This window comes from Bacillus sp. FSL M8-0063 (assembly GCF_038005545.1).
Taxonomy (GTDB): Bacteria; Bacillota; Bacilli; order Bacillales; family Bacillaceae_G; genus Bacillus_A; species Bacillus_A wiedmannii.
The window spans coordinates 2,600,396-2,626,166 of record NZ_JBBOTJ010000001.1; the positions used below are offsets into that span (position 1 = coordinate 2,600,396).

Consider the following 25,771-nt stretch of genomic DNA (forward strand, 5'->3'; position numbering starts at 1 on the left):
CCTAATGTCAGCTTCGTAAAGTGATGAATTTCTTTAATAGATTCATATTTACTTCTTGTTCTATGTACAATTGTTCCGCTTCTTCCAGCGTAATTTTCTCAAAAGAAACATAATCCCCCGGTTTTAACTGAGCAAGAAGTGGTAAATCTACTGAAATAATATTTCCCATTCTCGGATAGCCACCTGTCGTTTGCCTATCTGCCATTAATATAATCGGCTGTCCTCCATTAGGAACTTGAATGGTCCCAAATGTAACCGGACTCGATAAAATCTCTTTTTCTTCAATCCTATTTAAAACTTCTCCTTCAACTCTATAGCCCATACGATCAGCGTAATTAGATACTTTATACTCTTTCGTGAAAAATGCCCTTATACTTTCTTCTGTAAATTGATCATATTCAAAATCAGTTATAACGCGAAGCTTAGGATATTTCTTATACTTTGGCAGTACGCCGCTGCTAATTGCCCATTTCGTTTTGACTCGCTCATCCTTTTGTAAGTCTTGAATGAAACGCCTTGCCATTTCTGTGTGTGTACCAATTTGAAAATAATCTCCTTTTTTCAGCATTCTTCCTTCAATACCACCAATCGCAGCACGTATGTAAGTACTTTTGCTTCCCATTGTACGATCAATCTGTATACCACCTGCAAAAGTCACATACGCTCTGCAACCACTTTTCACTTTCCCAAAACAAAGCATGCTACCTTCTTCCGCTAAAATGGGACGCCATAATGGAATACGCTCTCCATTCAATAACGGCTCCATATTTGCTCCGCCAATCGCAAGTAAAGTCGTTTTCTTTATTAACAATTTAGGTCCCATAATTGTCATTTCAAGTCCCGCTTCATTCTCTTCATTACCGACTAACATATTAATCATCCGAAGTGCACTTTGATCCATGGCCCCGCCAACTGGTACACCGTATTGTTGATAATGAGATCGCCCTAAATCTTGGACTGTTGTAAACATTCCCGCATGCAAAACCTCTACATCCATTCTTTAGCCCCCTCAAGTGATACATACTCTTCCTTCGTTATTGGGATAAATCGTAAATACATACCACTTTGAATATATGTCGGTGTTTCTTCTTCTGTATTAAATAATGAAATAGGAGTTCGGCCAATAATATTCCATCCTCCTGGTGTTTCAAGTGGATATATACCTGTTTGATTTCCACCAATACCTACCGAACCAGCAGGTATTTGTAACCGTGGTGTTTCTTTTCTAGGTGTTTCTAGTTCTTTTGATAGTCCTCCTAAATACGGGAACCCTGGTGTAAAACCTAACATATACACAAAATATGTTGTCTCGCTATGTATGCGAATCACATCCTCCGCTCGTAATCCTCTACAATGCGCGACCTCTTCTAAATCAGGTCCATATTCTCCCCCGTAGCAAACAGGTATAGAAATATATTTCACATCTTGGTTCACTTCTTCTTTATACGAATTACACAGCTCTTTTATATATTGGCAAACGTAATGATATGATCCTTCACTTCTCTCATTTCGCTTCCATACTTCGTATACATTGTAGTAGACCGCTAATGAAGTGAAAGATGGTACACACTCAACCATTCCTGTAAACGGGTGCCGTCTCAACGCTTGAAATAATCGCTGCACTTTTTCGTATGTCTCCATCCCAATTTCTTCACCAAATGTAACAATCATTGCTTGATCTCCTAATGCAGAAAATTTCATCCCACTCCCTCTTTCTATGCCAAAAAGCCAAGTTCTTTCGAAATGCGATGTGCTGTTTCTTTCACCTTCGCAATAAAATATGAAATGTTACTTTCGCTATACTCAATTGCTAAACCTGAAATACTAATACCCGCTATAACTGTTCCATCGCTTGCAAAAATGGGCGCTGCTATAGCCGCTGTATGATTTTCTAACTCCGAGTAGCTAATTGTGTGACCTTCCTTTTTCGCCATTTGTAACACTTCTAACAATTGCTCCTTATCCACGATTGTTCCATCTGCAAACTGTTTTAAATCCGTTTCCTCTATGTACTTCCATGTCTCTTTCTCAGAGAAATACGATAGTAAAATTCTCGGACATGCACCAGCATAAAGCGGTGCTCTTCTTCCAACCGCGGTATACACGCGTACAGGCTGAACGCCTTCCATCTTTTCCACATAAATCGCGTCATTACCATCTTGAATAATTAAATTAACTGCCTGCCCTAAACTATTTCTAAGCTCTTTCATATATGGAATCGCAATATTTCTTACGGATAATCTTTGTGAAACAAGTTGACCGAACCGTAAAAAAACGACTCCGAGACGATATTTCCCCTTTTCGTTTTTTTGTAAAAACTCCATTTCTTCTAACGAGCCAATTAAACGATAAACAGATGTTTTCGGCATACTCGTAAGCTGAACCATCTCTGTTAAACTTAGCTCTTCATGCTCATAAAACAACTCTAAAATATCCATTGTCTTAACTGCCGTTTTATTTATACTCATTCTATCTCCCTCTCATTCCGAATTTCGGAACTTAAATTCCGTTTTTCGAAACAAACATATAATTTAAAATTATAAAATATTCTTTCAATTCTATCAATATTTTTTTAAGTATGTGACCTGATATATTTTGTCAGTAATTTTAAAAACGTAAACAATTAAATGCATTTGTAAATTTTTACATCAAACTATTACATCTCCACTATATTTCTATTATTATAATATATGCAAAACAAAATGTAAGGAGTGTTTCTTTTGAAAAAGCTGCTAGTGATTCCTGCTATTATGTTGTCTTTTTGTATAGGTTATAAGGTAACATTTGCGACAAATGAAGATACTCATTCAACCGCTAAAATTGCCCAACATCATAAAATAGCGAACGAAGAAATTCATTTTTTCGGATCAAGTATTTCTGGCTTTAACTATTCTCATGGAGATGAATTAAGTGTTCTTGTAAAAAATATAGGTGATTCTCCTTTTAGTTACACTTTATATAATGCTAAAGATTCTTGGATGATTGACGGAACTTTAAAACCTGGGGAACAAGCGATCAATGAATTTAGTATAAATTGGAGTGATTGGCTTCCTGAAGGTGAATACAAGATAAAATTTAGAAATAATGATGGTTCTCTTTCAAAAGTTCAAGTTATAGCAAAACCTAACATATAAATAAGGCACAAAAAAAGTATGGAAGAATATTTCTTCCATACTTTTTGTTTTATAACGCTCTTACTTGTTTCAACGGCCAGAAAACAGCTTGTCCTTTTCCGACAATCTCATCTTCTGAAATGAATCCGAACATACGACCATCTTTCGAAACTTCACGATTATCTCCTAAAACAAACACTTGGCCTTCTGGCACTTTCGTTTTTCCTGTGATTTGTTCTAACGTAAAGTCTGGAGTTAATACACGGCCTGCTGCTTTTTCTTTAAACTCGTTTAAATATGGTTCTTCCATCGCTTTTCCGTTTACATATAAAACATCGTTTTTATACTCAACTGTATCGCCTGGTAAACCAATTACTCGTTTTACTAAATCGTACCCTTCTTTTCCGTGGAAGACGATAATATCAAAGCGATCTAATCCACTTATACTATAACCGATCTTATTCACAAGAACTCGTTCGTTATTTTCTAAAGTGGGCATCATCGATTCACCTTGTACTAATGAGGGTGTAAATAAAACACCGCGAATAATAGCAATTAGGACAAGGGTAAATCCTATCGTTTTAGCCCATGAGAATAATTCTTTCTTCGTATTTTCCTTCATCGTTTCTCCTCTTTCTTATGTGCTTATTTTATTATTTGAACTAATTCTTGTACTAAATTCGGATCAATTTCAGAAAAACATGATTTCCCTTCTCTTACCGCTGTACCGACATGAGCTTGCGTGATTCCAGTTTCATCTAGCAATTGCTTTATATTTTCTTTCGTCACGCCAGCTCCAACTACAAGCTGAATTTGACCATCGCTTACCTTTTTCATTTCTGTAAGCACCGGTATATTCTCTACTATATTTCCTTGTCCACCTGAAGTTAAAACGTGAGTCACTTTATGAAACTTCTTTAAAGTTTCCATCGCTTCTACTGGATTTTCTATATCATCTATTGCACGGTGGTACGTTACATTTATTCCATCTACAACAGATAGTAAATCCGCTAATTTCTCGTCATCCACTTCATTTCGTTCGTTTAATACGCCTAATACAACACCAGCTGCACCTAACTTCTGTGCGATGATTATATCTTCCTTCATCATTTCAATTTCTTCTTCCGTATATGTAAAAGACTTCGCATGCGGACGAATCATAACGTGAATCGGTATATGTACCGCTTCTACCGCTTTTTTAATAAATGCATAACTCGGCGTTAAACCGCCTTCTGTATAAGATGTAATTAATTCAATTCGCTTCCCGCCAGCTCGTTCAATTCGTTTCACATCTTCTAAACATGTTGCAATAACCTCTAGCATGAGATGACCTCTTTTCGTGCTTTTTTCTTATTATAACATTAGTAAAAATAAGAAACCTAGCTTTCTCCTATAAAACTGTAAAAAGAAGAATGAAAAGAAAGATTTTTTTATTGATTGCGTTTATTGGTAATTTTATATTCTACAAAAAAAAGGAGCGATACCTAGCACTTCGGACTAGGTATCGCTCCTTTTTTTAGTTATTTTTCTTAGTTACTTCATTATAATAGTGGCTAAATGCTTCTACTAATGCGTCAACTGACGCATACAATTCTTCTGGTGTATTATCTACCCCTCCCATTTCAATAAGTAATGCATTCGGAGAAAGGTCTTGATTATATACTCCGTTCCCGCTTTTACGATCTTTAATAAAAATCCCTCGGCTTAAACCGTAATACTTCTCATCTAAATATGAATTTATTGTCGTTACTATTTTTTTATTTTTTTCATAGTTAGGATTTTCTCGTCCTAAAATAAAATAGAGCCTAGCATAATTCTTTCCGTTAATATTTTTTGTTGTAATATTTTTTCGGGCATCATCTCTATGAAGGTCCATTGGGAACATAATATTTTTATCTTGTGCTAATTTATCTTGTAATATTTGACGGGATCCTTTGTAAGATTGGGCCCAATTTAATTTTTTATTTCGCAGAAAATCCCTCATATTTGTCGTATCATGTGAAACACCTATTCCTTTTTCTTCTAACTTTTGTTTTAAATAGTTTCCAACAAACGTAATATTCACTTCATTATTTGTACTGGAAGCATCATCAGGTATCGTAGCACCTGGAATAAGAGGAATAAACGCTTCCCAACTATGTGTATGATAAATAAAAACTTTATTTTGTGTATTTGAATTTTCACCAGTAGAATTGTTTTCTTTCCCACTCTTTGGGTGTTCAATAGCAGTACCTTTATCTTTAATGTTATCTAAAGGAATACTGGATTCTTCAGGAATGTTCGTATAATCTGTTCCTTCCCCAGCAATTAATATTTCCGAATAAAATTGATTCATATTAGGAAGTTCCCGGGTTAATAAACTTCGGAGATCATTTACATTAATGTTTGTAGAAAGTGATAGTAAAAAAGATTCTAAAGACGCTCGTCCTTTTTCTTTATGAAATTCTTCTGCAAAATAACGATTTTCACTTCCTATCATATACATAAGTCCTTTAGTAGAATTCGTTCCTAATAACTGATTTATATAAAATGATTTAAATACGCTTGAATTACTAGAAATGAAGAATGAAGTGAGGATACATATAATAGTGAATAAAATACATATCACTATATACCTTACATTTAATACTTTCAGTTTCACTTTATTCATTTTATATCTCCCTTCATTTACTATATTCTTACGCATAATTTTTAAGTAATATGATTAATAATTTAATAGAACTGCCTCAACTACTATGTTTTCATTTAACCTCTTTCTGTAAAGTGAATGAGCTTAAAGTTGCTGTACGCAAATATCATCAAAGGTTTTAAAAGAAATTAAATAACCTGAGTCTATATAAATATAGAACTCAGGTTATTTAATACTATCTATTTGACCGGAGGCATTGCATTTTGATTGACTTTTTTATTTTCCATGTCAATGTCTAATTGATCTTTCAATAGCTTCACACCTTTTTTTGTAAGATGGACAGCCCGACTCTTATCCGTTTTTGTAATCCATTCCTGTTCAAAAAATAGTTTTGCTATTGCAGATCCTAACCAACCAGAAATATGGTAGCGTCGTTCACTCCAATCAAGACAAGGTTTTGCAAATACTCTCCTTTTTATCTCTGCCGTTTCAATATTTATTCCAAAGTTCAGAAACCACCCCTTACCTTGTTCCGTTACAATGTATTCTCCTTCCTTTAAAATTATAAATTCCCTATGTAGTAATTTTTCAGTTATCTCTACACCGAGTCTGCCTGCAAGATGATCATAGCAAGTTCGCGCATAACGAATTTGTTTTAGCTGATCCGATTGTTTTAAAGACCGAACTTGGACTGTTGGTGCAATTGTTCCTAACTTTTCAAGAACTTCTGCTACCTCTTGATTAGCAAGTCGATAGTAACGATGTCTACCATGTTGTTCAACTGTAAGTAGATTTCCCTCTACTAATTTAGAAAGATGAGAACTAATCGTTGGATGTGACACCTTTGCCATATAAGCCAATTCGCTAGCAGGTAGTGCCTGATTATTCATTAGACAATCTAAGATAATTGCTCTTGTAGGTTCAGCAATTAGTTTAGCTATATATGAGATATTCGGATATACATTCATATTTCGATGATACCCTAACTATTAAACTGATACAATTATTTTAAGTTTAATAGTAAAGGAGAATGTATTATGAATGCAATTGATCTTAGTATATTAAATTTGAAAGAAACGAGAAGGCGCTCAGAAAAATTATGGAATTCTCTTCCCGATAATTTTCTTAATTGGAAGCCTGATCATGAAGCTATGTCCTTTGGTGAGATGATTCGTCATGTATGGAGCTCAACTTTTTATTATCATATGATTTTAAAAAACAACGGCTCAATAAATGACATACGTATCCCGTATGATGACGAGCCAATTACTTGTGTAAAAAAAGAAATTGAATTGGCACAAGTATACTTTACTGACTTTATAGAATATGTACAATCCATAAACAAAGCTGAGCTAGATTCAACTCTTATTGATCGAAGCGATGTTGGCTATCAACGATATTTAGGGGACATGCTATTACGAATTGCCTATCATGATGCGGTCCATACAGGTCAATTTTTACAATATTTACGAATGGTAAACTTGGAAAGACCTTTAATTTGGGATTAAAAGTTGTCAAACTAACATTGCAATACATATTCATTCAGCCAATAACAATCCAAAATCATGATAACCATTTATACTAAAAATCTACATCTCAATCTGATACGTCGCACACATAAAAAGCACGTGTTCGATTATTAATCAAACACGTGCTTTCAAAACAACTATATTGTCCATAAACAATAAAATATAAGTTAAAAAAACTACGATTGAAACGCCGCATCCGCTAATATAGATAGTGTTGCATCATCCATCGGCGGATTGTGTAATCCTGCTCTGACGTTTAAATAGTAACGATGAAGTGGATTTTTTTCTGATAAACTTTTTGCTCCTACTATGCGCATTGCTTTATCTACAATTGATATTGCCGCATTCGTTACGGCATATTTCACTGCTGCTAATTCGGCTTGCAATGATAGTTTATCCTCTGCTTCATCGTACTTTTTCGCAATTTGATATAAAAAGACGCGAGCTTGCATAAGCTCAAGTTCTAATTCTCCAACTAATCTTCTAACATTCGGCAATAAACTAATAGAATGATTTAAACTATTTGGCTTGTATGATCCCGCAAACTGAACTGCATAATTTCTTGCTGATTGTGCAATTCCTAAATAACATGCTGGTATATGTAGCAACCAGCCAATACCCTTTTGTTTCACTTTCCCGCCCTTTACATCTGTAAAAAAGCGACTTTCTATCTCTACATTTTGTAAGACAAGGTCATGACTAGCAGTCCCTCGCATCGCAACGCTATCCCACGTTTCTTCAATGGATACACCGAGCGTATTTCTCAGAATGACAAACTCACCAACTTCTTCTCGGCCTTCAATACTCGCTGAAATAATAAAATAATCAAGTATTGGCGCCATCGTTGTAAAAGTTTTTCTTCCATTTATAATCCACTTCTCGCCTTGTTGAACCGCTATTGTTTCTGGTTTACCGCCACGCGTCGGACTCCCTGTTTTTGGTTCTGTTGCTGCCCGGTTAAAGAGTGCACCGTTACGCACTTCTTCGCAAAACCATTTGAACATCTCATCATTCCAAGAGTGATTTTCCGCTAGCTCTTTCACAATGCCAATATGCCAGCCAATTGATAATGCAGTAGCTCCGCAGCCTTCCGCGATTTTCTCTTGAAATAAAACGAAGTCATATAAAGAAATCGCACTACCACCAAATTCCTTTGGTAACGTTAATTTCGTATATCCGATATCTTTCAAATCACTCATATTTTCATACGGAAATGACCCTAATTCACTTAGTTGATGCTCCCTTTCCATGAACTTTGGAAGCAATTTATTTATTTGTGCAATAATGAAAGATTGTTCTTCTGTTTCAACAAATGAGAGTGCCATACTATAATCTCCTTTATGCTCGATTCATCAACCGCTCACTTTTTCATTATGATTATATGAAGCTACCTCTCTATTGTTTCACTATTCCGATAAAAATACAATGTTTTTGACTAATAAGAAAAGTTCCTATTTAAAGATAGGTTCTTTTCTTATATTAGTCTCCCTTCAATGCCTTTAATGGCAAAGAGGTTACATATCCAATGTACGAGAATAATTCTTTAAAGAAGAATGGAATTTCTGTATCTAACGTTTTATATGCTGATGTCGGCGTTGGTGAAGCATACGCTTCAATATTAATATGTTTTGCGATTCTCATTGCGCGTTTCATATGAAGTGGATCACTTACAATCGTGTATGTGCGTATTCCGTTCTCTATTCCAACTTCCTTCGCATTCTTTAAGTTTTCTTCTGTGAAAAGGGATTTTGTTTCAATTAAAATATCTTCCTCTTTTACACCTTGTTTCATTGCATATACTCTTGCAGTACGCGCTTCCTCAAGTTCTGCCTCGAACTTTGTACCACCTGTAAAAATAATCTTTTTAATATCTCCGTTCTTATATAAAGAAATCGCATGATTAATTCTTTCTTTAAATACAGGAGATGGTTTTCCGTTCCAAGAAGCTGCTCCTAGTACGATACCAGCATCCGTTTTCACGCCATCATTTGTTTTAAAACGATAACTCCAAATATCGTAAGCTGCATAACTTACATATAAAATAGCAGAACAAATCATTAGTAAAAATACTTGAAAGATTCGTCTTTTCTTACTCTTCTTATTTTCTTTCATTTGTAATTGCCTCCGTACATCATCCATACTTCTATAAAAAAACATTTATATCAAATCGTTTCGTTTGAGTTTATTTAAAAGAAGGAACTTTACTTGTTATTTATGTATAAAAGGGTTTTCATTTAAAATTGAGGATTATCAATTCATTTTTATTTGCGGTTTTCATTACATGTTTTAAATTCATAAGTTTATTACCATACAACTACATTGTAACGAATTTTTTCTCAGAAGGGAACGATGAAACAAAAGGAATTAAAATAAAGTAGCATTTTGTAAGAAAAAAGGTATATTTTTCATACATCACGAACAATATACCTTTCAAAACACGAATTATAACTTTTCTTTATACAACTCTAAATTTTCTAATAAACGTGCTTTCACAACTGGCCATTCGCTTACGATAATACTATACACAACCGCATCTCTCACATGTCCACTTGGCAATTTCCTTTCATTTCTAAGCACACCTTCTTTAACTGCACCTAACCTTTCAATTGCTCGTTGTGCATTTTCGTTTCTTGCATCTGTCTTAATTTGTACCCTCAGCATACGCAGTTTTTCAAAAGCATACTGGAGAAGCATATACTTACACTCTGTATTGATACTCGTACGTTGCACACTTGGATGATACCACGTTTGTCCTAACTCGACTGTTTTATCTTCTACTGAAATATTATATAGACGTGTACTTCCTACAATCGTATTCGTCTGTTGATCCACTACAACGAAAGGTATTTGAGTACCCTTCCCATAACCCTGTATCGCTTTTTGAACGTATTGTTGCATATCTTGCACATTATCCATTTTAGAAATTAAATACGCCCAAATATCCCGATTTCCTTCTACAATCGAAAACAAAGTTTCGACATCATCACTATCTATTATCCGTAACTTTGCTCTTTCGTGAATGATTTCCATTTGTAAGCCCCCTTTGTTGTTACTATATCATACGAAACAAAAACGCTTTATAAGAATAATAGAATTTTTTTAAAAGAATTCCTTTTCAGATATAATCTTCTCGTATAAGGTAGGAAGGCTCATCAATAACCTTTAAAAAGGAAAATTTTGATAATTCCCAATAAATTCTATATAATGATAAACGGGAGGGGATAAAAATGCTAGATCAAATTACTTGGGGAACGCCAGGCAGCTTATTATGCTTAGGTTTCTTTTTTGCAGGACTAGGAATCTTCTTAAGAAGCATGACGTCATATTCAAAAAATAAATAAAAACATCACAAAAACAGAAAATAGTATATTTTCACGTTTTAGGATATTTGATTTTCTTAGCTTGATAGTAATGTGGGAGTAGCCCGCTTTTAAACAAAAGAAGCCTTCTGTAAAAAGGCTTCTTTATTTATAGCTTTATCTGTTAAAAACTTTAAAGCAACAAATAAGCAATCGGTGTAATAATAAGTAACGTTAAAATCGTTCTTTGTACGTAGAGAATAATAAGTTCTGATACTTTTAACGGAATGTCTGTCGATAAAATACAAGGAATGGAAGCTGAGAAGAACAATATAGATGATACCGAAACAACCGCAATGACAAACTTTGTCACAAGTGGTGCACTTACAACTAAAAGAGAAGGTAAAAACATTTCTGCGATACCAACGGATGCCGCTTTAGCAGCTAGTTCTGCTTCTGGTAATTGTAATAGCCATGTAAATGGATAGAAAATATAACTGATCCAATCAAATATTGGCGTGAATTTCGCTAAGACGATACCAATTAATCCTACTGACATAATGGATGGTAAAATTCCCATCGTCATAATAAATCCATCTTTTAAATTCACTGCGATATTTTTCATAATACTCGGTGCAGACTTTGATACTTCTAACGCATCTTCCCAAGCACGTTCTAGCATTTTCTCTTTATAAACAGGTTCTGGAAACCCTTCTTCCGTTACATATGTATCTGGTTTTCTACTAAGAGGCGGGATTCTTACGGTGATAGCAGTTACGATGAATGTTACAACGAGAGTAGTCCAAAAATAAACATTCCATAAATGCATAATGTCTAATGTTTTTGCGATGATGATCATAAATGTTGCGGATACTGTAGAAAAACCTGTAGCGATAATCGCTGCTTCTTTTGTCGTATACTTTCCTTCTTTATACACGCGGTTCGTGATAAGAAGTGCAAGCGAATAACTCCCCACAAATGAAGCGACCGCATCGATTGCTGATCGTCCTGGTGTTTTCCATAACGGTCTCATAATCGGACGGCAAAATGTACCGATAAATTCAAGTAATCCGTACCCGACTAATAACGCTAAAAAAGCCGAGCCAATTGGAACGAGTAAACTTACCGATATTACTAGTTTTTCATACAAAAACGGCCCTACATCTTGTGCAAAGAACCAAGCTGGTCCTACTTTCAAGCAATATAATACACCAAAGACAACACCAATTACTTTTAAAATAGAAAAACAAATGTCTACGATAGATGCATTCCATTTTTTCGTATAAAATGGATAAATCGCACCCATTATCATAACAAGTAGTGCGTAATAAGGTACGACGCTCGGAACAGAAGTCCTGATCCATGAAACGATATGATCAATCATAATGGACGAAGCACCGTTTATCGTAACTGGTACGAAAAACATAAACACCCCAACTAGACTAGCGAGTATAAACCGAAGAATAGTCCCCTTCTCACTCCCTGTCTTAATTACATTCCTTTTTAATTCAATTTCACTCAAAATTCGACACCTCCCACTATCTAAATATTCTGTATATTTTCGTTAGATTCCTTCTATTGATTTTGAATATTTAATTATAAAGACTCCAAGTATAACAATATAAAAACTCCTTGCTAAATTTATATAATAAGTATATAAATTCAACGAAGGAGTTATTTTATGTAACACAATTAAACATTATTAAAAAATATAGGTATTTATATTCATTTGTCATTTTCTGTAACCGTATAAAAATACTTGAGTAATAATAATCGAATACATGTCCCAAGGAACATTACAGAATAAATAATAGAAAAATAAACCATTACACTTCCGCCTATTAAAAAGGATATATAACTAAATTGCAACTTTGTAAAAGAAGCTATATATGTTATCAAGCATACAATAATAGTCGACCCAGTTGACGCCCCATACCCATCAACTTAAAAATATTAATTAACTTCAAGTGTAAAAAAACGGTATTTTTATCTGTTAGTTTGATGGACATGTGGCTGAACCCCATCGCTATCAAGCTAAGAAAAGCAAATACCCCAAAACGAAAAAATTGGCATCCTCAGGTGAAAATGTACATTTTTTATTTTGGGGGTACTTCAAAATGTTGGGTTGATGGGCATTTGATACTATTTTTTATTATGCATCTCTAAATTTTAGAGAATGTTTACTGCTGTAATTTTGCAGGTTGAAATAGCAAACCTAACGATTGTAGTTGGATTTATAGGTAAAGTACCTAGAACTATACCAAGACCTGTTTGTTCCACGTTAAAATCTACTGCAGTAGAACCAGTACTTGCTAAAAGATTCACTGTAGAACCAATAAGCGTATCTAGTAATTCCCTAATTGGTCGTTCGCGACAATCACATTCACATCCTAAGTCTACAGGTGGAAGTAATGTTATAGATGGCCCCGGCGGTAAAAAACCTACCCCTGTTACATCAGAAATATTGACTACAAAGGATGTGGAACCATCTGTAACTGTAACTAAAAAATCATTTACAGAAGTAATAGTAAATAAAAAGAAAAGTGGTGGAGCGTTTGGTGCATCTGCAATAGTGCCAAGAAGCACTGTTTCCCCAATAAGTTGTTGTAAAACATTCTGCATAGGTAAAACACAGCAATCACAAAGGCAACCTTCAGTTGCTCCTGTTGGACCTGTTGAACCTGTTACTCCTGTTGCTCCTGTTGCTCCTGTTGAACCTGTTACTCCTGTTGAACCTGTTACTCCTGTTGGACCTGTTGAACCTGTTACTCCTGTTGCTCCCGTTGGACCTGTTGAACCTGTTACTCCTGTTGCTCCCGTTGGACCTGTTGAACCTGTTACTCCTGTTGCTCCTGTAGGGCCTGTCCCTCCCGTTGGGCCTGTTGGTAGAGTAAATGGTGGAATTGGTGGAAGTGTAGGACCAATTAAATTTGAATTAAATGCATTAGCTTGAAGTATTTTGTTTTTATCAAACATGTAACTACCTCCTACAGATATACTTTATTATAGGAATATATACAATTAGCCTCCATAAAATTTATTTATCACTATATAATATGCTACATCTTTACTATTGTGTGTTTTGTGATGATCCAATGATAGTATTTGTGTATTAATAGTAAATTTGGTTCTGACGCAAAGAGTGCACCCATTCGAAAGAGGTATATAGAATTTTAATGAAGCCTGTTCTTGTGGGCATTTCACAACATGCCTATCAAATTAAGCGATTTTAATAGCCCTAAGTAGAAAAAATACGCTATTCTTTCTGTAGAATCATAGGAAAGGATGGCGTTTTTTATCTCCAAATACCTTACGGGATCTTGCAAAAGATGTTGGCTTTGTACAACGAACCAGTAAGTACCAAGCAAAAGATTTAGTAGCTTTATGTGTATGGTTGAGCCAAAATATAGCTATGACTTCTTTAACTCAGTTATCTAGCTGTTTAGAAGCATCAACAGAAGTACTCATCAGTCCTGAGGGACTGAATCAACGGTTTAATAAGGCGGCCGTCCAACTTTTACAACACCTACTAGCCGAACTACTAAGCAAAAAATTGGCCGCATCTATGCAGATTTCTTCTCCATACACTTCTGTTTTCAAGCGTATTCGTATTTTTGATTCAACTGCATTTCAACTTCCGGATATATTTTCATCGGTTTATCCAGGTGCAGGAGGATGCAGCCATACAGCTGGGATAAAAATTTAACTTGAGTATGATTTGTTAAGTGGACAATTTCTACATATTCATACAGGTCCAGGTAAACAACATGATCGCACTTACGGCTCTCTGTGTGCCCCAACTGTGACAGCGAATGATTTATGTATCCGAGATTTAGGTTATTTTCATTTAAAAGACCTTCAATATATACAAGATAAAGAGGCCTACTATATCTCTCGTATCAAGTCGAATACACGTATTTATCAAAAAAATCCTAACCCTGATTATTTTCAAGACGGAAGAATTAAGAAAGGTACAGAGTATATACAGATAGATATGGAGACGTTAATGAGCTCCCTTCAACCAGGACAAACATGTGAAATAGCTGATGCTTATGTAGGAATGACTGATAAAGTCCCAACTCGTGTGATTGTTCATCGACTAACAAAAGAACAACAAAGAAACGATTACAAGATCAAGTTGTAAGAGAAAAAAAGAAAGGAATGAAGTATTCTCCTCGTAGTAAACGACTCAGTGGTATCAATGTATATATGACCAACACCCCTACAGATATTGTCCCGATGGGACAGGTACATAATTGGTATTCTTTGCGTTGGCAAATCGAAATTTTATTTAAAACGTGGAAGTCATTCTTTCAAATCCATCATTGTAAAAAGATAAAACCAGAACGATTGGAGTGCTATTTATATGGTCAATTGATTGCCATTCTACTCTGTTCTTCTATCATGTTTCAAATGCGCCAATTGCTCCTCATGAAGAAAAAACGAGAGCTTAGTGAGTATAAAGCCATATATATGATTAAAGACTATTTTCTTCTATTCCAAACTATACAAAAAAACACCCAAGAGCTATCAAAGGTGTTACTTCGCCTGTTCAATCTCCTACAGCAAAACGGGCGAAAATCCCATAGGTATGAGAAGAAAACAGTTTTTGATATATTAGGTGTCGTTTATAATTGTACCATGTCTGATAACCAAGCAGCTTAATTCAAAAAAGGAAACCCGTTAGGGTTTATTTCGTATGCAAATCTTTAAAGCATCTACGTATAGACTTTCGAAAAAAAGAAACAATCTTGCTTATCATTGACGTAACACGGGCTTAGCTTGATAGCGATGTGGCTGAACCCCTAATACTTTACTTTAATAATGACTCTTTTCATGAAATAAAATCCAGTTATCAATCTAAAACGTTTTTTAGATTTAACAATAATAGGCGTACATTTTTACCTTTCAGATAGTCTCTTTTATTCTAATTTCTTCATTTCTTTCAGCCGTTCTATATCCTTTTCTAAAGCATTTTCTATTTTATACAGTTCATAGCTACCCTTTATCTCATTTATCACTGCAAATTCAATTTCATTCCGAACATAGCTTTTCATTTTTCCTTTTTTATAACCAATAACATTATCTAATATAGTTTCCCCACTATCTTTTTTATATAAATTATAGCTAACAGGTGGACGACCAATTACATACTTATTATCAGAAAATCCGACTATATCATCCCTTCCTAATCCTGTCGAAACACTCCAGACAAACATAATCTGAAATATAGAAAAAACAACAATACCAAATAAGAAAAAAAATAGGATCAATTTAAAAAATAACTTTAAAAGTATCCTGCCCAAAAACATTCCCTCCCATTTCATCTCGAGGTAGCAAGAACAAAACGCGAATTTTGTATGCTAAGGAACCGGATTTTTTAGATTGTTGAACTCAATCCCCCGTTAGTGCCATAAGAAAAAGAGTTACCGCAGTAACCCTATTGTTTATAATACACGTCACTAGGAAAAGCTACGGATGAATAAAGTCAATCTATTCAATTTCCCACAATCTTTTAATCTCCACCAATTCCTGTCCATTGAATTCCATTCCGTATATATCTGGTTTTGATGTCTGTAGTAAAAAATTCAAACCATACTTACTATCATAATACCCCAACATCAAAGTCATAACAGCTCCATGGGTTCCTAATACTACTTTCTGTCCTCGATAGGTGTTTAATAATTCTTTTAAGACTTTTATAGCACGCTTCTGACAGTCGTCATTAGACTCTCCTCCCGTTAAAGCAAAGTCGGGTTCTAAAAATGACTTTGTTATTAAAGGGAATAATTCTTTATCCGACATTCGTTCCTCTTCAGCAATAAAGATTCTCTCTTTTAAGTCTTCAAATACTAAAACTTCTTGTCCTATTTGCTTCGCTAACTGCTGAACAGTTAGAATTGAACGATTGTATGGACTTGAGATAACAACATCGATTCCCTCACCTTGTAATATATCTGTTATTCGTTGAACATCTAACTTTCCTTTTTCAGTTAATCCTCTTGTTTTTTCTTTTCCAGATTTCGGTGAATCCCCATGTCTCACCATATATATGAAAGTTTTCATAATTCCCTCCATTTTTCCAGGTTCCTTTACAATTCCTTTCTCATATTAGCATATATATCCAATTCAGTCCCCTTAAAAATAACAGAAAACTGTGAATTTGAAATAAAGTCACGATATTTGTAAGAAAGACGCGAAATTTTCACTATCCTCTGGTATAAAAAAGCATTATTCTTTCTAAACAAGCTAGATTAGAAAAGATGATGTTTTTTATGAATCTTTGGATTCAAAGTGAACTCCAATTATTTGCTGAAGAATTATATGAACATCTTACTCCTTAATTTCTGGAAAACCTCGCTAAAGAACTAGGGTTTGTACAACGGAATAGATAAAATTAATACACTCTTATCGGTTGGTTCTACTGCTAAAGATTTATTTGTCCCTCTATTCAACCTGTTAATCAAATAGTATAAATTTAAAACCACCTCTAGAGAAAATCAAGCACATACTAGCAAGCAAATTCTAGTAGGAATAACCCCAAAATAAATAGCATAAAGCTGCAAACATCTCCCTTTCTAAAAAACAGTGCATATTTACAGAAATGAACACTTTTATAATAAATAATTCTAAGTATCAATTAATAGAAAAGGCCTCTTTTGAATCCTACAAACAAAAGAGGCTTTTTCTATTAATCCCCATAATCATCCACAATCACTTGAATGACACGATACGATTCTTCTGCCACTATCTTATTACTTGCCTTATTCGCATCATATGTAATTAACGCTTTCCAAAGTGCCCATCCTCTTGCTCTATTCCACGTTTCTTCATCTATTTGTAATACTTCTTTAAATATTTTTCTACTACTTTTATCAAAAAACGTCCATGCCATCGCTGCATCACAAGCTGGATCTCCTACTCCTAAAATACCAAAATCAATTACGGCGCAAAGCTTTCCGTCCTTAACGAGTAAATTTCCTGGTGCAACATCCCCATGAACCCAAACTGGCTTGCGCTCCCACGTTGATTTAAGTGCTAAATCCCAAAGATGCTTTAATACTGTTTCATCAAAAACATCCTTATTATTTTCGATAGCACCTCTCGCCTCTTCGTCATATACAGATATAAGCCCACCTCGGTAAAAATTATGCGCTCCAGCGATCGGTCCGTTACTCGCATCAATGGATTGCAATTCTCCTAAAAATGATCCTAAGTCCGTTGCAAATTCATTTAAATCACGAACATTTTGTTTCGTAACGGTTTCTCCCTCTATCCATTTATTAACAGACCAAGGCCATGGATACGATTCAGATGGATTACCTTTCGCAACTGGTGTAGAAATCGGTAAAGAAAGCTCCTTACTTAATATAGGTAGCCACTTATTTTCTTTCTCTACTTGCGGTGCATACGCTGCATCACTTGGTAATCTGACACTCATCTCATCCCCTAGGTGAAACGTTCTATTATCATGCCCACTAAACTTTACAGGCTTCACGTCTAAATATGCCCATTCAGGAAACTGTTCCCCTATCAACCTTTTAACTAAATCAGTATGAATTTGATTCATTCACTACCCTCTTCTCTTTTGAAACTTACTATGTCCATCCTTACTACCGATATATTCAAAACCATTTTTCTTATAAAAGTCATTCAATGTACGGTTATGTCCAACACAATCTAACTTCAAATACTGTTTATCACTTTGCATATTCTCATCTATCCACTGTAAAATGTGTTCTCCTATTCCATTCCCCTTATACTCTCTTTTCACCGCAAATCTATGAATATATAACGAATTAGAAACTTCCTCTTTACCAAAGATATGTTCATCCCAATCATTTTGTTTAGGAGATACTGTAATCGTACCGACAATTTCCTCTTCTTTCATAACAACATACGTATACTTCTCTCTTATGCCTTCTAATATTTCAACTGTAGCTTCTCCTCCTAAAAGATACTGCCATTGATTCACTTCTTTATGTTGTAGCCACTGTGCTACTTCTTTTAATAGAGTGATGATACTATTGCTTTCCTCTTCAGTAGCAGTTCGAATTGTATATTCTTTAACTGTATTTCTCTCCATATTTCTGTTCTCCTTTCATATGCTTACTTCTCTCTTTATTAATTTTCGTTTTATACATTATATACCAAGATTAACCACTACACCTTCAAAGATATCTATTTTACAACTTGTATTCCATCAAAAAAACCGCCCACTACTAGTGAAACGGTTTTAATTCCTTAAACATTCACTTCGACTTCACAAAATAATATAAAAACCACACCGCATGATTTTGTTCATCGGCAGCTATTCTGCGCAACAACTCTTTCAGATGTGCATCCGATGTCTCATCTGAAATTTCCAAATAGAAATCAACTGTCTTCTGTTCATCTTCTATTGCGAATTCTAATCCTTGTAAGTACGTATTCGGACATTCTTCCGTAATTTGTGGTTTCGGCTGCTGGCCAGTTACATTTGTATAGATTTGTACAAACTGATGAAAATGCTTTATTTCATCGTTTCGAATTTCAAGAATTTGATTTCGTTCCGCCACATTTGGAGCCATCTTAGCTAATTTCGCATAGCAATTTATAGCACTAAACTCTCCATTAATCGCTTTCTCAATATCACGAATCAGCTTATCATTTTGCCTATACGAATCATAATAATTCGAATTATACATCGTATCCCCTCCATTATTTCGCATAACATTTTATGCAATTTGAAATAGCAGGAGCATGTATATAAAATGATACCGCATCTTCTATTCCCTATAAAATATAGAAAAACCTGTCCTACTTGATTTCCCTATAAGTTTATAAAAATCAAACAACGCTTCACTCCTAGTGAAACGTTGTTTGATTTTACGCATTTACTTCCGTTTTATGTTCCTTCACTACACTACGTTTGAAAGCAGTCGCTAAAATAATCATCATACTTACCACACCAATCCAAACGAGCACAGTAAGGGGTGTACTCCAGCTTAACCCTTTTCCAAAGAAGAATATTTCTCTAAGTCCTTCAATCATAAATCGCATTGGCAACCATGCGTACACCCAGTCTTGATAAAATGGTGACAACATTTCCGGTGCTAACGATAATAACGGTGCCCCAAAGAAAAGTAAGAGTGCGAATACACCAATTCCTTTTAACCCAACTATTGAAAGTACGGCCGATATCATTAAGAAGAAACTAAAGGACGTAATAGTTAAAAACAGTGCCGTATCAGTGAAATTAGAAATATTTAATCCTACCATTCCATCCGCAATCCATGTAAGGCCAAATCCAATTACAAGTGCCGCGACAGCTCCTGTTATTATTTGTTTTAGTTTTAATACGAAGTTTTCTTTTCTTGTACCTACTGGCATTTTACTTATCGCAATAAAGATAATTGCTGAGCTCGCTAAACTTGCAATCCATAACGGCTGGAATAAAGACATTGGCGAGTTACCGTTCGCACTATTTTTGCCGACTTCATTCACATTTGTCACTTTCTTTGCAATCGGTGTGACTACATTTGAAACTTGATCTGCTGTTAACGTAGTTCCTTTTGCTTTCAATCCTTCTAATAGTTGTGTACGAACAGTATTGTTCATATTATCAACTACCCCATTTAATATTTGCCCTGCCATAGTTGATGCCGCTGTATTCATTCCTTGGTTTATGAATATTTCTATCTCTGGCGAAGATGGCTGTGGTGTTCGTAATGATGCTTGTTTTGTGCTAAAGTCTTTCGGAATAACTAATGCTGCGTAATACTCTTGATTATTTAAGCCTTTTTGAACTGCTTCTTTATTTTTCACTTCTACCCACTTCACCGCAGGTTCTTCCTCTGATTTTGATGTCTTTTTCATATTATCAACAATCGTTTGCCCCATATTCATCTTCGATTGATTCGGAATTTCTACTCCTTGATCCTCATTTACAATTGCGATTGGCAAATTTTTCGGCTGAGGTTGAACGGTTGGAAATAACGTTAATGAAAAAATAAAAACTACAAGTAGTGCAATAACCGGTGATAATAATAAAAGTTTATTTTTAAACATTTTCTTTTCTCCTCCTATAATTTGATTTATAATAACCAACAACGTGTTGTTTATTTATATTTGAATTATATGTTCGAGTTGAACCTTATACAATAATCAAAAATCGTGAATGTGTCGGTTATAAGACACATCTTTGAAATGTGTTGGCTAAAAAGAAGGAGGGACATACTTTGCGTGATAGTAATTTAGATTTACGCGTTATTCGTACGAAAACTGCGATACGAAATGCATTGGTCGAATTAATTGAAGAAAAAGGTTTTGACGCCATTACAGTGAAAGATATTACAACGAAAGCAAACATGAATCGCGGTACTTTCTATGCGCATTATCAAGATAAATTTGATTTAATGACGAAATGCCAAGAAGAAATTATGTATGAGTTTTCTAGCATTGCCAAACAGAGATTACCTGAAGTTATTGCTGATCTTGGGTCAAATCCTTCCCCAACAATGCCGTTTATACTTATCACTTCTATTCTTGAATTTCTAAATGAAAATAGTGATTTTATGAAAGCTGTATTAAGTCCAAAAGGTGATTTATCTTTCCAAACAAAACTGAAAGACTTTATGTGGAAAACACTATTTGAAGATACAAATGGTGCTCTCATTAATAAGGAGAATTTACTTGTCCCAAGCCAATATTTAGCTTCTTATATGGCATCTGCTCATATAGGTGTCATTCAGCAATGGTTAAATACCGGGCAAAAAGAAACACCTGAGGAAATTGCTCGTATTTTATCAACAATCGCAGTTCATGGACCTTTTTATGCAGCTGGTTTAAAGAAATAAGTCAGCTATATAATAAAAGATCATCCACTATAATAGCGGATGATCTTTTGTTTCATTACAACACTTCAATATACCCTTCTGTTCCATGTACACGAATTCGTTGACCGTCTTTTATTAATTTCGTAGCATTCTCTACTCCAACGACTGCTGGTAATCCGTATTCACGTGCAATCACTGCCCCGTGCGTCATGAGCCCGCCAACTTCGGTAACTAATCCTTTTATAGACACAAATAACGGTGTCCAGCCCGGGTCAGTAAAAGCAGTAACTAATATATCTCCATCTTCTAAATTCGCATCTTCCATGTTTAAAATAACGCGAGCTCTTCCCTCTATAACTCCTGAAGAAACAGGCAAACCTACAATCGCGTCAGCTGGGAGGTTTTCTCGTTTATATTTACCTGTAATGATTTCTCCATCAGACGTCATCACACGCGGAGGCGTTAGTTTTTCATATAATTTGTAATCATTTTTTTGCTTATGAATAAGCTCATAATCTAGTTTATTCGTGCGAACGACTTCGTGAAGTTCTTCAAAAGTTAGATAATATATATCTTCTATTTCATTAATAACGTTATTTTGCACAAGTTGCTCCGCTTCTTTCAGTAATGCCTGCTTATATATAAAATAACGATTAATCATGCCGTATTTTGGATATTCACGATAACCGATACAATTACGGATGTTACGAATCATACGCTTTGTCTCTTCTACTTTTTGTTTTCCATCCGGCAAGTGCTGTAATCGATCTAATAACTCTTCTTCTTTTTCCAAAGCTTCCTGCAGTCCCTCTTCAAACTTCCGCTTACTCGCACCAACTTCAAAGTCTCTTATATTATTTAAAATTATTGGGATCATGGTTGTTGGCTTTTCACTCCAGCGCGTTTTCGTAATATCGATTTCTCCGCTACATCTCATTCCGTATTTATTTAGAAAAGTTAGAATGGCATCTCGAGCTTTTTCTCCGCCTTTAAATTGAACTAATTCATCTAAAAAGTTATCATTTTCTACATGTTGTAAATACGCAATAACTTCTGGATATGGCCGAATCACATCAGCAACATCGAGTAATGCTAGCCCCATTTCAGACGTAATATTATTTTGTACGGATTGAGAAAGTGTGTCTGCTGCATTCTTTTCGCCTAGCCATTGCTCCATTTTTTCATTGATCCATGTTGAAGCATCCATACCTGCCATAATGACAGCCATACTTTGTGGATGAAATAATATTTTCTTTAATTGCTGAATATCTTCCAAAATAAAATCAAGTACATCCACTCCTGATTTCGTTTGCATGTTTCGTTTTAACTCTTCGATTGATGCTTGATTCCTCTTTATTAAATCCGTAACGATTGCTGGATTGTTTTCGACTTGTGGTTGCGAACTTGCAGGTGGTCCACTTTTACCAACACTCTTTTCTTTTTCATCATCTCGTAACAATGTAATAAAATCATCTCGCTCGACTACAGTCGTTAATGCATCTTTAATAAGTGGTTCCGAATTCCCTATCATATTTAATAAAAGTTCTCTACTAGTAGGCGAAGCCAATCTTTGTGCAACATCTACAAACAACCTTCCTCCAGCTTGAAACCTCTGTCCAAAAGATGTTAACTGGAATAAAGACATTCCTAATGGCTTCAAAGGATCGGTCATCATTTGCTGGTGACCAACCGATACATACACATGATTTTCCCCATCATTTACTTCTGGTATTGGATATAAAGTCGTGATTGGGCGACTTTGGACAATATAAAATGTATCATCCACTAAACACCATTCAATATCTTGTGGACAACCAAAATAGGCTTCAATCTGTCTTCCGATCTGTGCTAGTTGTAAAATTTGTTGTTCAGACAATGTTTGAATTTTTTGCTGAGCCGGATCAATCTGTTTCGTCTCCGTTCCGCCCTCTTTTAAAGCATAAATAGCTAATTTTTTAGTCGCTATCATCTTTCCGGTAATTTCGCCTTCTTTTACTTTATAATTATCGGCAGAAACCAGTCCTGATACTAACGCCTCACCAAGTCCAAAACTGGCATCAATGGATAACACCTTTCGGTTAGAGGTAACCGGATCAGCCGTAAATAAAATACCCGAAGCCTTAGGGAAAACCATTTTTTGAACGACAACACATATAGAAACTTGATTATGTTCAAAACCATTTTGCATGCGGTACATAACTGCTCGCTCTGTAAATAAAGAAGCCCAGCACTTTCTTACATGCTGCAAAATCGCTTCTTCTCCGATAATATTTAAATACGTATCTTGTTGACCAGCAAACGAGGCATACGGTAAATCTTCAGCCGTAGCACTAGAACGCACCGCATACGCATGTTCATTTCCAAAACGTGAGAGATAATGAGCTACTGATTCCACTACATCAACTGGAATTTCCACTGCCATAATGCTTTCTCTAATTTCCTTACTGATTTCACCAATTTGAGCTCGCTCTTCACGTTTCAACTTTGTTAGCTGCTGCAACAAAGTTTGAAGCTCTTCATTTTGCTCGATGGCCTTTTCATATCCTACCGTTGTAACACAAAATCCTTCTGGCACTTGTATCCCTTGAATTTTGGATAACTCCCCTAAATTTAATCCTTTTCCACCAACGAGTGAAAGCTGCGCGTTTTTTATTTCCTGAAAATCGAGAACGAAAGAACTCATTTACCATCTCTCCTTACTATGCATGTGTTCTTGATTGTAGCAGTAGTAAATACGAATAAACAGTCTATTTCGAACTTGATTTACATGATATAATTAAGTTAGGAAGAGATTAATAAGAAGCCCCAGTTGAACAACAGCAACTGGGGCTTCTTATTTCCGCTCAATTTTAAATTATAATTTATTCACAACTAACTTCAATGTATTTCTGCTTTTTCCCCTTTATATATAGAAACGCCATTCATTATCACACACAATTCTTACCTCAACAAATGGTATCTAACCCGAAATATGCTTTATTTTATCCTCCTGTGAGCCTTTTCACAGGAGTTTTTATACATACATATATTATTTATAATGAATCAGTTCTCCTATTTTTCAAAAGCATGTTCGGTGTCATAATAATGCTTTTTAGAATTTATATATACCTACTAATTTTTCTGAAAAAGGATGATTGTATTGGAAATGAAAAAGCTTCAAGGAATTTATGATGATGTTATTAGTTTAGGAGAAAATTGTTATACTGCTATTCATCTAAAAAAATATAGGTTGCGGAAATATTCAGGTCCTCTAGATTGGTTTGTATCACCGAATCTTTCTTCTATCAACGAATTATTGAAAAATAATTTTATAGACTTTATGGAGTTAAAAAACATGCACGCAATGCCGGATCAAAATGTTGTGTTTAATGATGGCGTGATACAACCTGTTTTTTCTCATATTATAAAAGATACAAAATATAACGTGACATCTTATCATGATTTCCCTGTTATTCCAAATGAAGATTGGTTCATCACATACCATGATTTTAAACAAAAATTAGATCGAAGAATTGATAATCTTTACAAAAAAATGCATAATTCACAATCCATTTTATTTGTTAGATGGGGCGGAAACTTGACTGAAGCGCTAGAATTACAAACAGTTTTATCAAATATTGTTAAAAATAATTTTAAGATCCTTTTCCTCTATCCAACAGGACTTGAAAATGAAATAAACGAATTAGAATGGGGGCTTGATCATGTTTTTCCCATTCAAGTTTCAAGTAATTATCTAAATAAAAGAACTTGGTATATCCTCTTAAAAGATATACACCTAAACTCAAAATAATAAGTAGCTAATAATATAGCTTAAATAATGAACAGTGGGGCTATCGCTTTTCACACGCTTAAGGAAAAAATTTATTTCGGTACATTCATTAAAAATAAGATTATTAACCTTTCTCTAAGAACATACAAATGCATAACATTCCATATTTCCCCACCAGAACGATTGGTAGATGAACGAATCGTTCTAGGCATAAGCTTAAAGATGAGCCTGTTACCTAAAAACATACTTTAATCAATCTCAATTATATCACCAAACTTTAATATCCTTTGATTACGAAAAGCATCGGTACAAGTAATCGACTCATTTAATGGATTTATATCAACTACAGTTATGTAATTTTTATATAAGTAGCCACCACTATACTATGTATTGTAAAACCTCCTCCTCACCTAAATACAAAATTAACAGCTTATTTTCAATCATTTCTTTTGCATCTTGCGTTAAGATTGGACGCGGGACTTTCATTTGCTCATGTATCATTTCTTTAATACAGGCGAACTGCTCTGGCATACTAGCAACGATAAAAAAGTAGGCATGCTAAATAAGCCTATTAAGTTTGTTTAAAAAATCGCTTTACTGCATTTATACAACGAT

General features: G+C 34.8%; 23 protein-coding genes and 2 pseudogenes. 5 read left to right on the forward strand and 20 right to left on the reverse strand.

Going from position 1 to position 25,771, the window contains the following annotated elements:
* Positions 1-7: 7 nt before the first annotated feature.
* The 3 genes from MKX31_RS13175 to MKX31_RS13185 are packed head-to-tail and all read right to left on the reverse strand — an operon-like array spanning position 8 to position 2,468.
* A complete protein-coding gene (locus MKX31_RS13175) occupies positions 8-997 on the reverse strand; it encodes a 5-oxoprolinase subunit C family protein (protein WP_064475700.1) in 990 nt (329 codons plus the stop codon).
* The gene (gene pxpB, locus MKX31_RS13180; RefSeq protein ID WP_149174169.1) at positions 988-1,701 is read right to left on the reverse strand and encodes a 5-oxoprolinase subunit PxpB; all 714 of its coding nucleotides are present in this window, start codon (positions 1,699-1,701) and stop codon (positions 988-990) included. Before pxpB ends, MKX31_RS13175 begins: the two co-directional genes overlap by 10 nt.
* 14 nt (positions 1,702-1,715) lie before the next feature.
* The gene (locus tag MKX31_RS13185) at positions 1,716-2,468 is read right to left on the reverse strand and encodes an IclR family transcriptional regulator (RefSeq protein ID WP_340980961.1); all 753 of its coding nucleotides are present in this window, start codon (positions 2,466-2,468) and stop codon (positions 1,716-1,718) included.
* A 252-nt stretch (positions 2,469-2,720) separates the two neighbouring features.
* On the opposite strand from MKX31_RS13185, the gene MKX31_RS13190 reads away from it, so the two are divergent.
* Entirely contained in the window at positions 2,721-3,134 is a 414-nt protein-coding gene (locus tag MKX31_RS13190) for a hypothetical protein (protein WP_064475703.1), read from the forward strand.
* A gap of 49 nt (positions 3,135-3,183) precedes the next feature.
* Here the strand turns inward: MKX31_RS13190 and lepB are convergent, their stop codons facing one another.
* The 4 genes from lepB to MKX31_RS13210 all read right to left on the reverse strand — a co-directional run bounded on the left by lepB (position 3,184) and on the right by MKX31_RS13210 (position 6,710).
* Positions 3,184-3,735: a signal peptidase I gene (lepB, locus tag MKX31_RS13195; protein WP_098102128.1), complete on the reverse strand. Its 552-nt coding sequence runs from the start codon at positions 3,733-3,735 to the stop codon at positions 3,184-3,186.
* Between the two features lie 23 nt (positions 3,736-3,758).
* The gene (locus MKX31_RS13200; RefSeq protein ID WP_098102127.1) at positions 3,759-4,436 is read right to left on the reverse strand and encodes a copper homeostasis protein CutC; all 678 of its coding nucleotides are present in this window, start codon (positions 4,434-4,436) and stop codon (positions 3,759-3,761) included.
* A gap of 193 nt (positions 4,437-4,629) precedes the next feature.
* Entirely contained in the window at positions 4,630-5,763 is a 1,134-nt protein-coding gene (locus tag MKX31_RS13205) for a stage II sporulation protein P (protein ID WP_149174171.1), read from the reverse strand.
* 218 nt (positions 5,764-5,981) lie between these two features.
* The gene (locus MKX31_RS13210) at positions 5,982-6,710 is read right to left on the reverse strand and encodes an ArsR/SmtB family transcription factor (protein WP_064475706.1); all 729 of its coding nucleotides are present in this window, start codon (positions 6,708-6,710) and stop codon (positions 5,982-5,984) included.
* A 69-nt stretch (positions 6,711-6,779) separates the two neighbouring features.
* On the opposite strand from MKX31_RS13210, the gene MKX31_RS13215 reads away from it, so the two are divergent.
* Positions 6,780-7,250, forward strand: coding sequence for a DinB family protein (locus tag MKX31_RS13215; protein ID WP_222655291.1), 471 nt, complete (start codon positions 6,780-6,782; stop codon positions 7,248-7,250).
* Positions 7,251-7,447: 197 nt separating this feature from the next.
* On the opposite strand, the gene MKX31_RS13220 is transcribed toward MKX31_RS13215, so the two are convergent.
* The 5 genes from MKX31_RS13220 to MKX31_RS13240 form a co-directional block, all read right to left on the reverse strand.
* A complete protein-coding gene (locus tag MKX31_RS13220; protein ID WP_222655290.1) occupies positions 7,448-8,596 on the reverse strand; it encodes an acyl-CoA dehydrogenase family protein in 1,149 nt (382 codons plus the stop codon).
* Between the two features lie 154 nt (positions 8,597-8,750).
* Positions 8,751-9,383: a YdcF family protein gene (locus tag MKX31_RS13225; RefSeq protein WP_000662228.1), complete on the reverse strand. Its 633-nt coding sequence runs from the start codon at positions 9,381-9,383 to the stop codon at positions 8,751-8,753.
* Positions 9,384-9,713: 330 nt separating this feature from the next.
* Positions 9,714-10,301, reverse strand: a complete 588-nt coding sequence (locus tag MKX31_RS13230; protein WP_064475709.1) for a GNAT family N-acetyltransferase — start codon at positions 10,299-10,301, stop codon at positions 9,714-9,716.
* Positions 10,302-10,763: 462 nt separating this feature from the next.
* Positions 10,764-12,092, reverse strand: a complete 1,329-nt coding sequence (locus MKX31_RS13235) for a YjiH family protein (RefSeq protein WP_340980962.1) — start codon at positions 12,090-12,092, stop codon at positions 10,764-10,766.
* Positions 12,093-12,739: 647 nt separating this feature from the next.
* A complete protein-coding gene (locus MKX31_RS13240; protein ID WP_340980963.1) occupies positions 12,740-13,546 on the reverse strand; it encodes an exosporium leader peptide-containing protein in 807 nt (268 codons plus the stop codon).
* A gap of 316 nt (positions 13,547-13,862) precedes the next feature.
* Between MKX31_RS13240 and MKX31_RS13245 the strand changes: the two are divergent.
* Positions 13,863-15,235: pseudogene (locus MKX31_RS13245) on the forward strand (IS4 family transposase); the annotation flags it as partial.
* A gap of 257 nt (positions 15,236-15,492) precedes the next feature.
* On the opposite strand, the gene MKX31_RS13250 reads toward MKX31_RS13245, so the two are convergent.
* The 6 genes from MKX31_RS13250 to MKX31_RS13275 form a co-directional block, all read right to left on the reverse strand.
* Positions 15,493-15,876, reverse strand: coding sequence for a hypothetical protein (locus MKX31_RS13250; RefSeq protein ID WP_064475712.1), 384 nt, complete (start codon positions 15,874-15,876; stop codon positions 15,493-15,495).
* Positions 15,877-16,063: 187 nt separating this feature from the next.
* Positions 16,064-16,636, reverse strand: a complete 573-nt coding sequence (locus MKX31_RS13255) for a histidine phosphatase family protein (RefSeq protein ID WP_340980964.1) — start codon at positions 16,634-16,636, stop codon at positions 16,064-16,066.
* 625 nt (positions 16,637-17,261) lie between these two features.
* Positions 17,262-18,140, reverse strand: coding sequence for an aminoglycoside phosphotransferase family protein (locus tag MKX31_RS13260; protein ID WP_064475714.1), 879 nt, complete (start codon positions 18,138-18,140; stop codon positions 17,262-17,264).
* Positions 18,141-18,143: 3 nt separating this feature from the next.
* A complete protein-coding gene (locus tag MKX31_RS13265) occupies positions 18,144-18,656 on the reverse strand; it encodes a GNAT family N-acetyltransferase (protein ID WP_064475715.1) in 513 nt (170 codons plus the stop codon).
* Between the two features lie 166 nt (positions 18,657-18,822).
* On the reverse strand, positions 18,823-19,257 hold the full coding sequence (locus MKX31_RS13270) for a ferritin-like domain-containing protein (protein ID WP_098102041.1): 435 nt from the start codon (positions 19,255-19,257) through the stop codon (positions 18,823-18,825).
* Positions 19,258-19,438: 181 nt separating this feature from the next.
* Complete coding sequence (locus MKX31_RS13275; protein WP_098102039.1) at positions 19,439-20,620, reverse strand: YhgE/Pip domain-containing protein; 1,182 nt, start codon at positions 20,618-20,620, stop codon at positions 19,439-19,441.
* Between the two features lie 170 nt (positions 20,621-20,790).
* Here MKX31_RS13275 and MKX31_RS13280 point away from each other — a divergent pair, with 170 nt between their 5' ends.
* On the forward strand, positions 20,791-21,408 hold the full coding sequence (locus tag MKX31_RS13280; protein WP_098102038.1) for a TetR/AcrR family transcriptional regulator: 618 nt from the start codon (positions 20,791-20,793) through the stop codon (positions 21,406-21,408).
* A gap of 55 nt (positions 21,409-21,463) precedes the next feature.
* On the opposite strand, the gene ppsA is transcribed toward MKX31_RS13280, so the two are convergent.
* Positions 21,464-24,070 (reverse strand): phosphoenolpyruvate synthase, encoded by a 2,607-nt coding sequence (gene ppsA / locus MKX31_RS13285; protein ID WP_098102036.1) that lies wholly within the window; start codon positions 24,068-24,070, stop codon positions 21,464-21,466.
* Positions 24,071-24,517: 447 nt separating this feature from the next.
* Here ppsA and MKX31_RS13290 point away from each other — a divergent pair, with 447 nt between their 5' ends.
* Entirely contained in the window at positions 24,518-25,177 is a 660-nt protein-coding gene (locus tag MKX31_RS13290) for a DUF1796 family putative cysteine peptidase (RefSeq protein ID WP_064475720.1), read from the forward strand.
* 227 nt (positions 25,178-25,404) lie between these two features.
* Here the strand turns inward: MKX31_RS13290 and MKX31_RS13295 are convergent.
* Positions 25,405-25,687: pseudogene (locus MKX31_RS13295) on the reverse strand (YolD-like family protein).
* Positions 25,688-25,771: the final 84 nt, after the last annotated feature.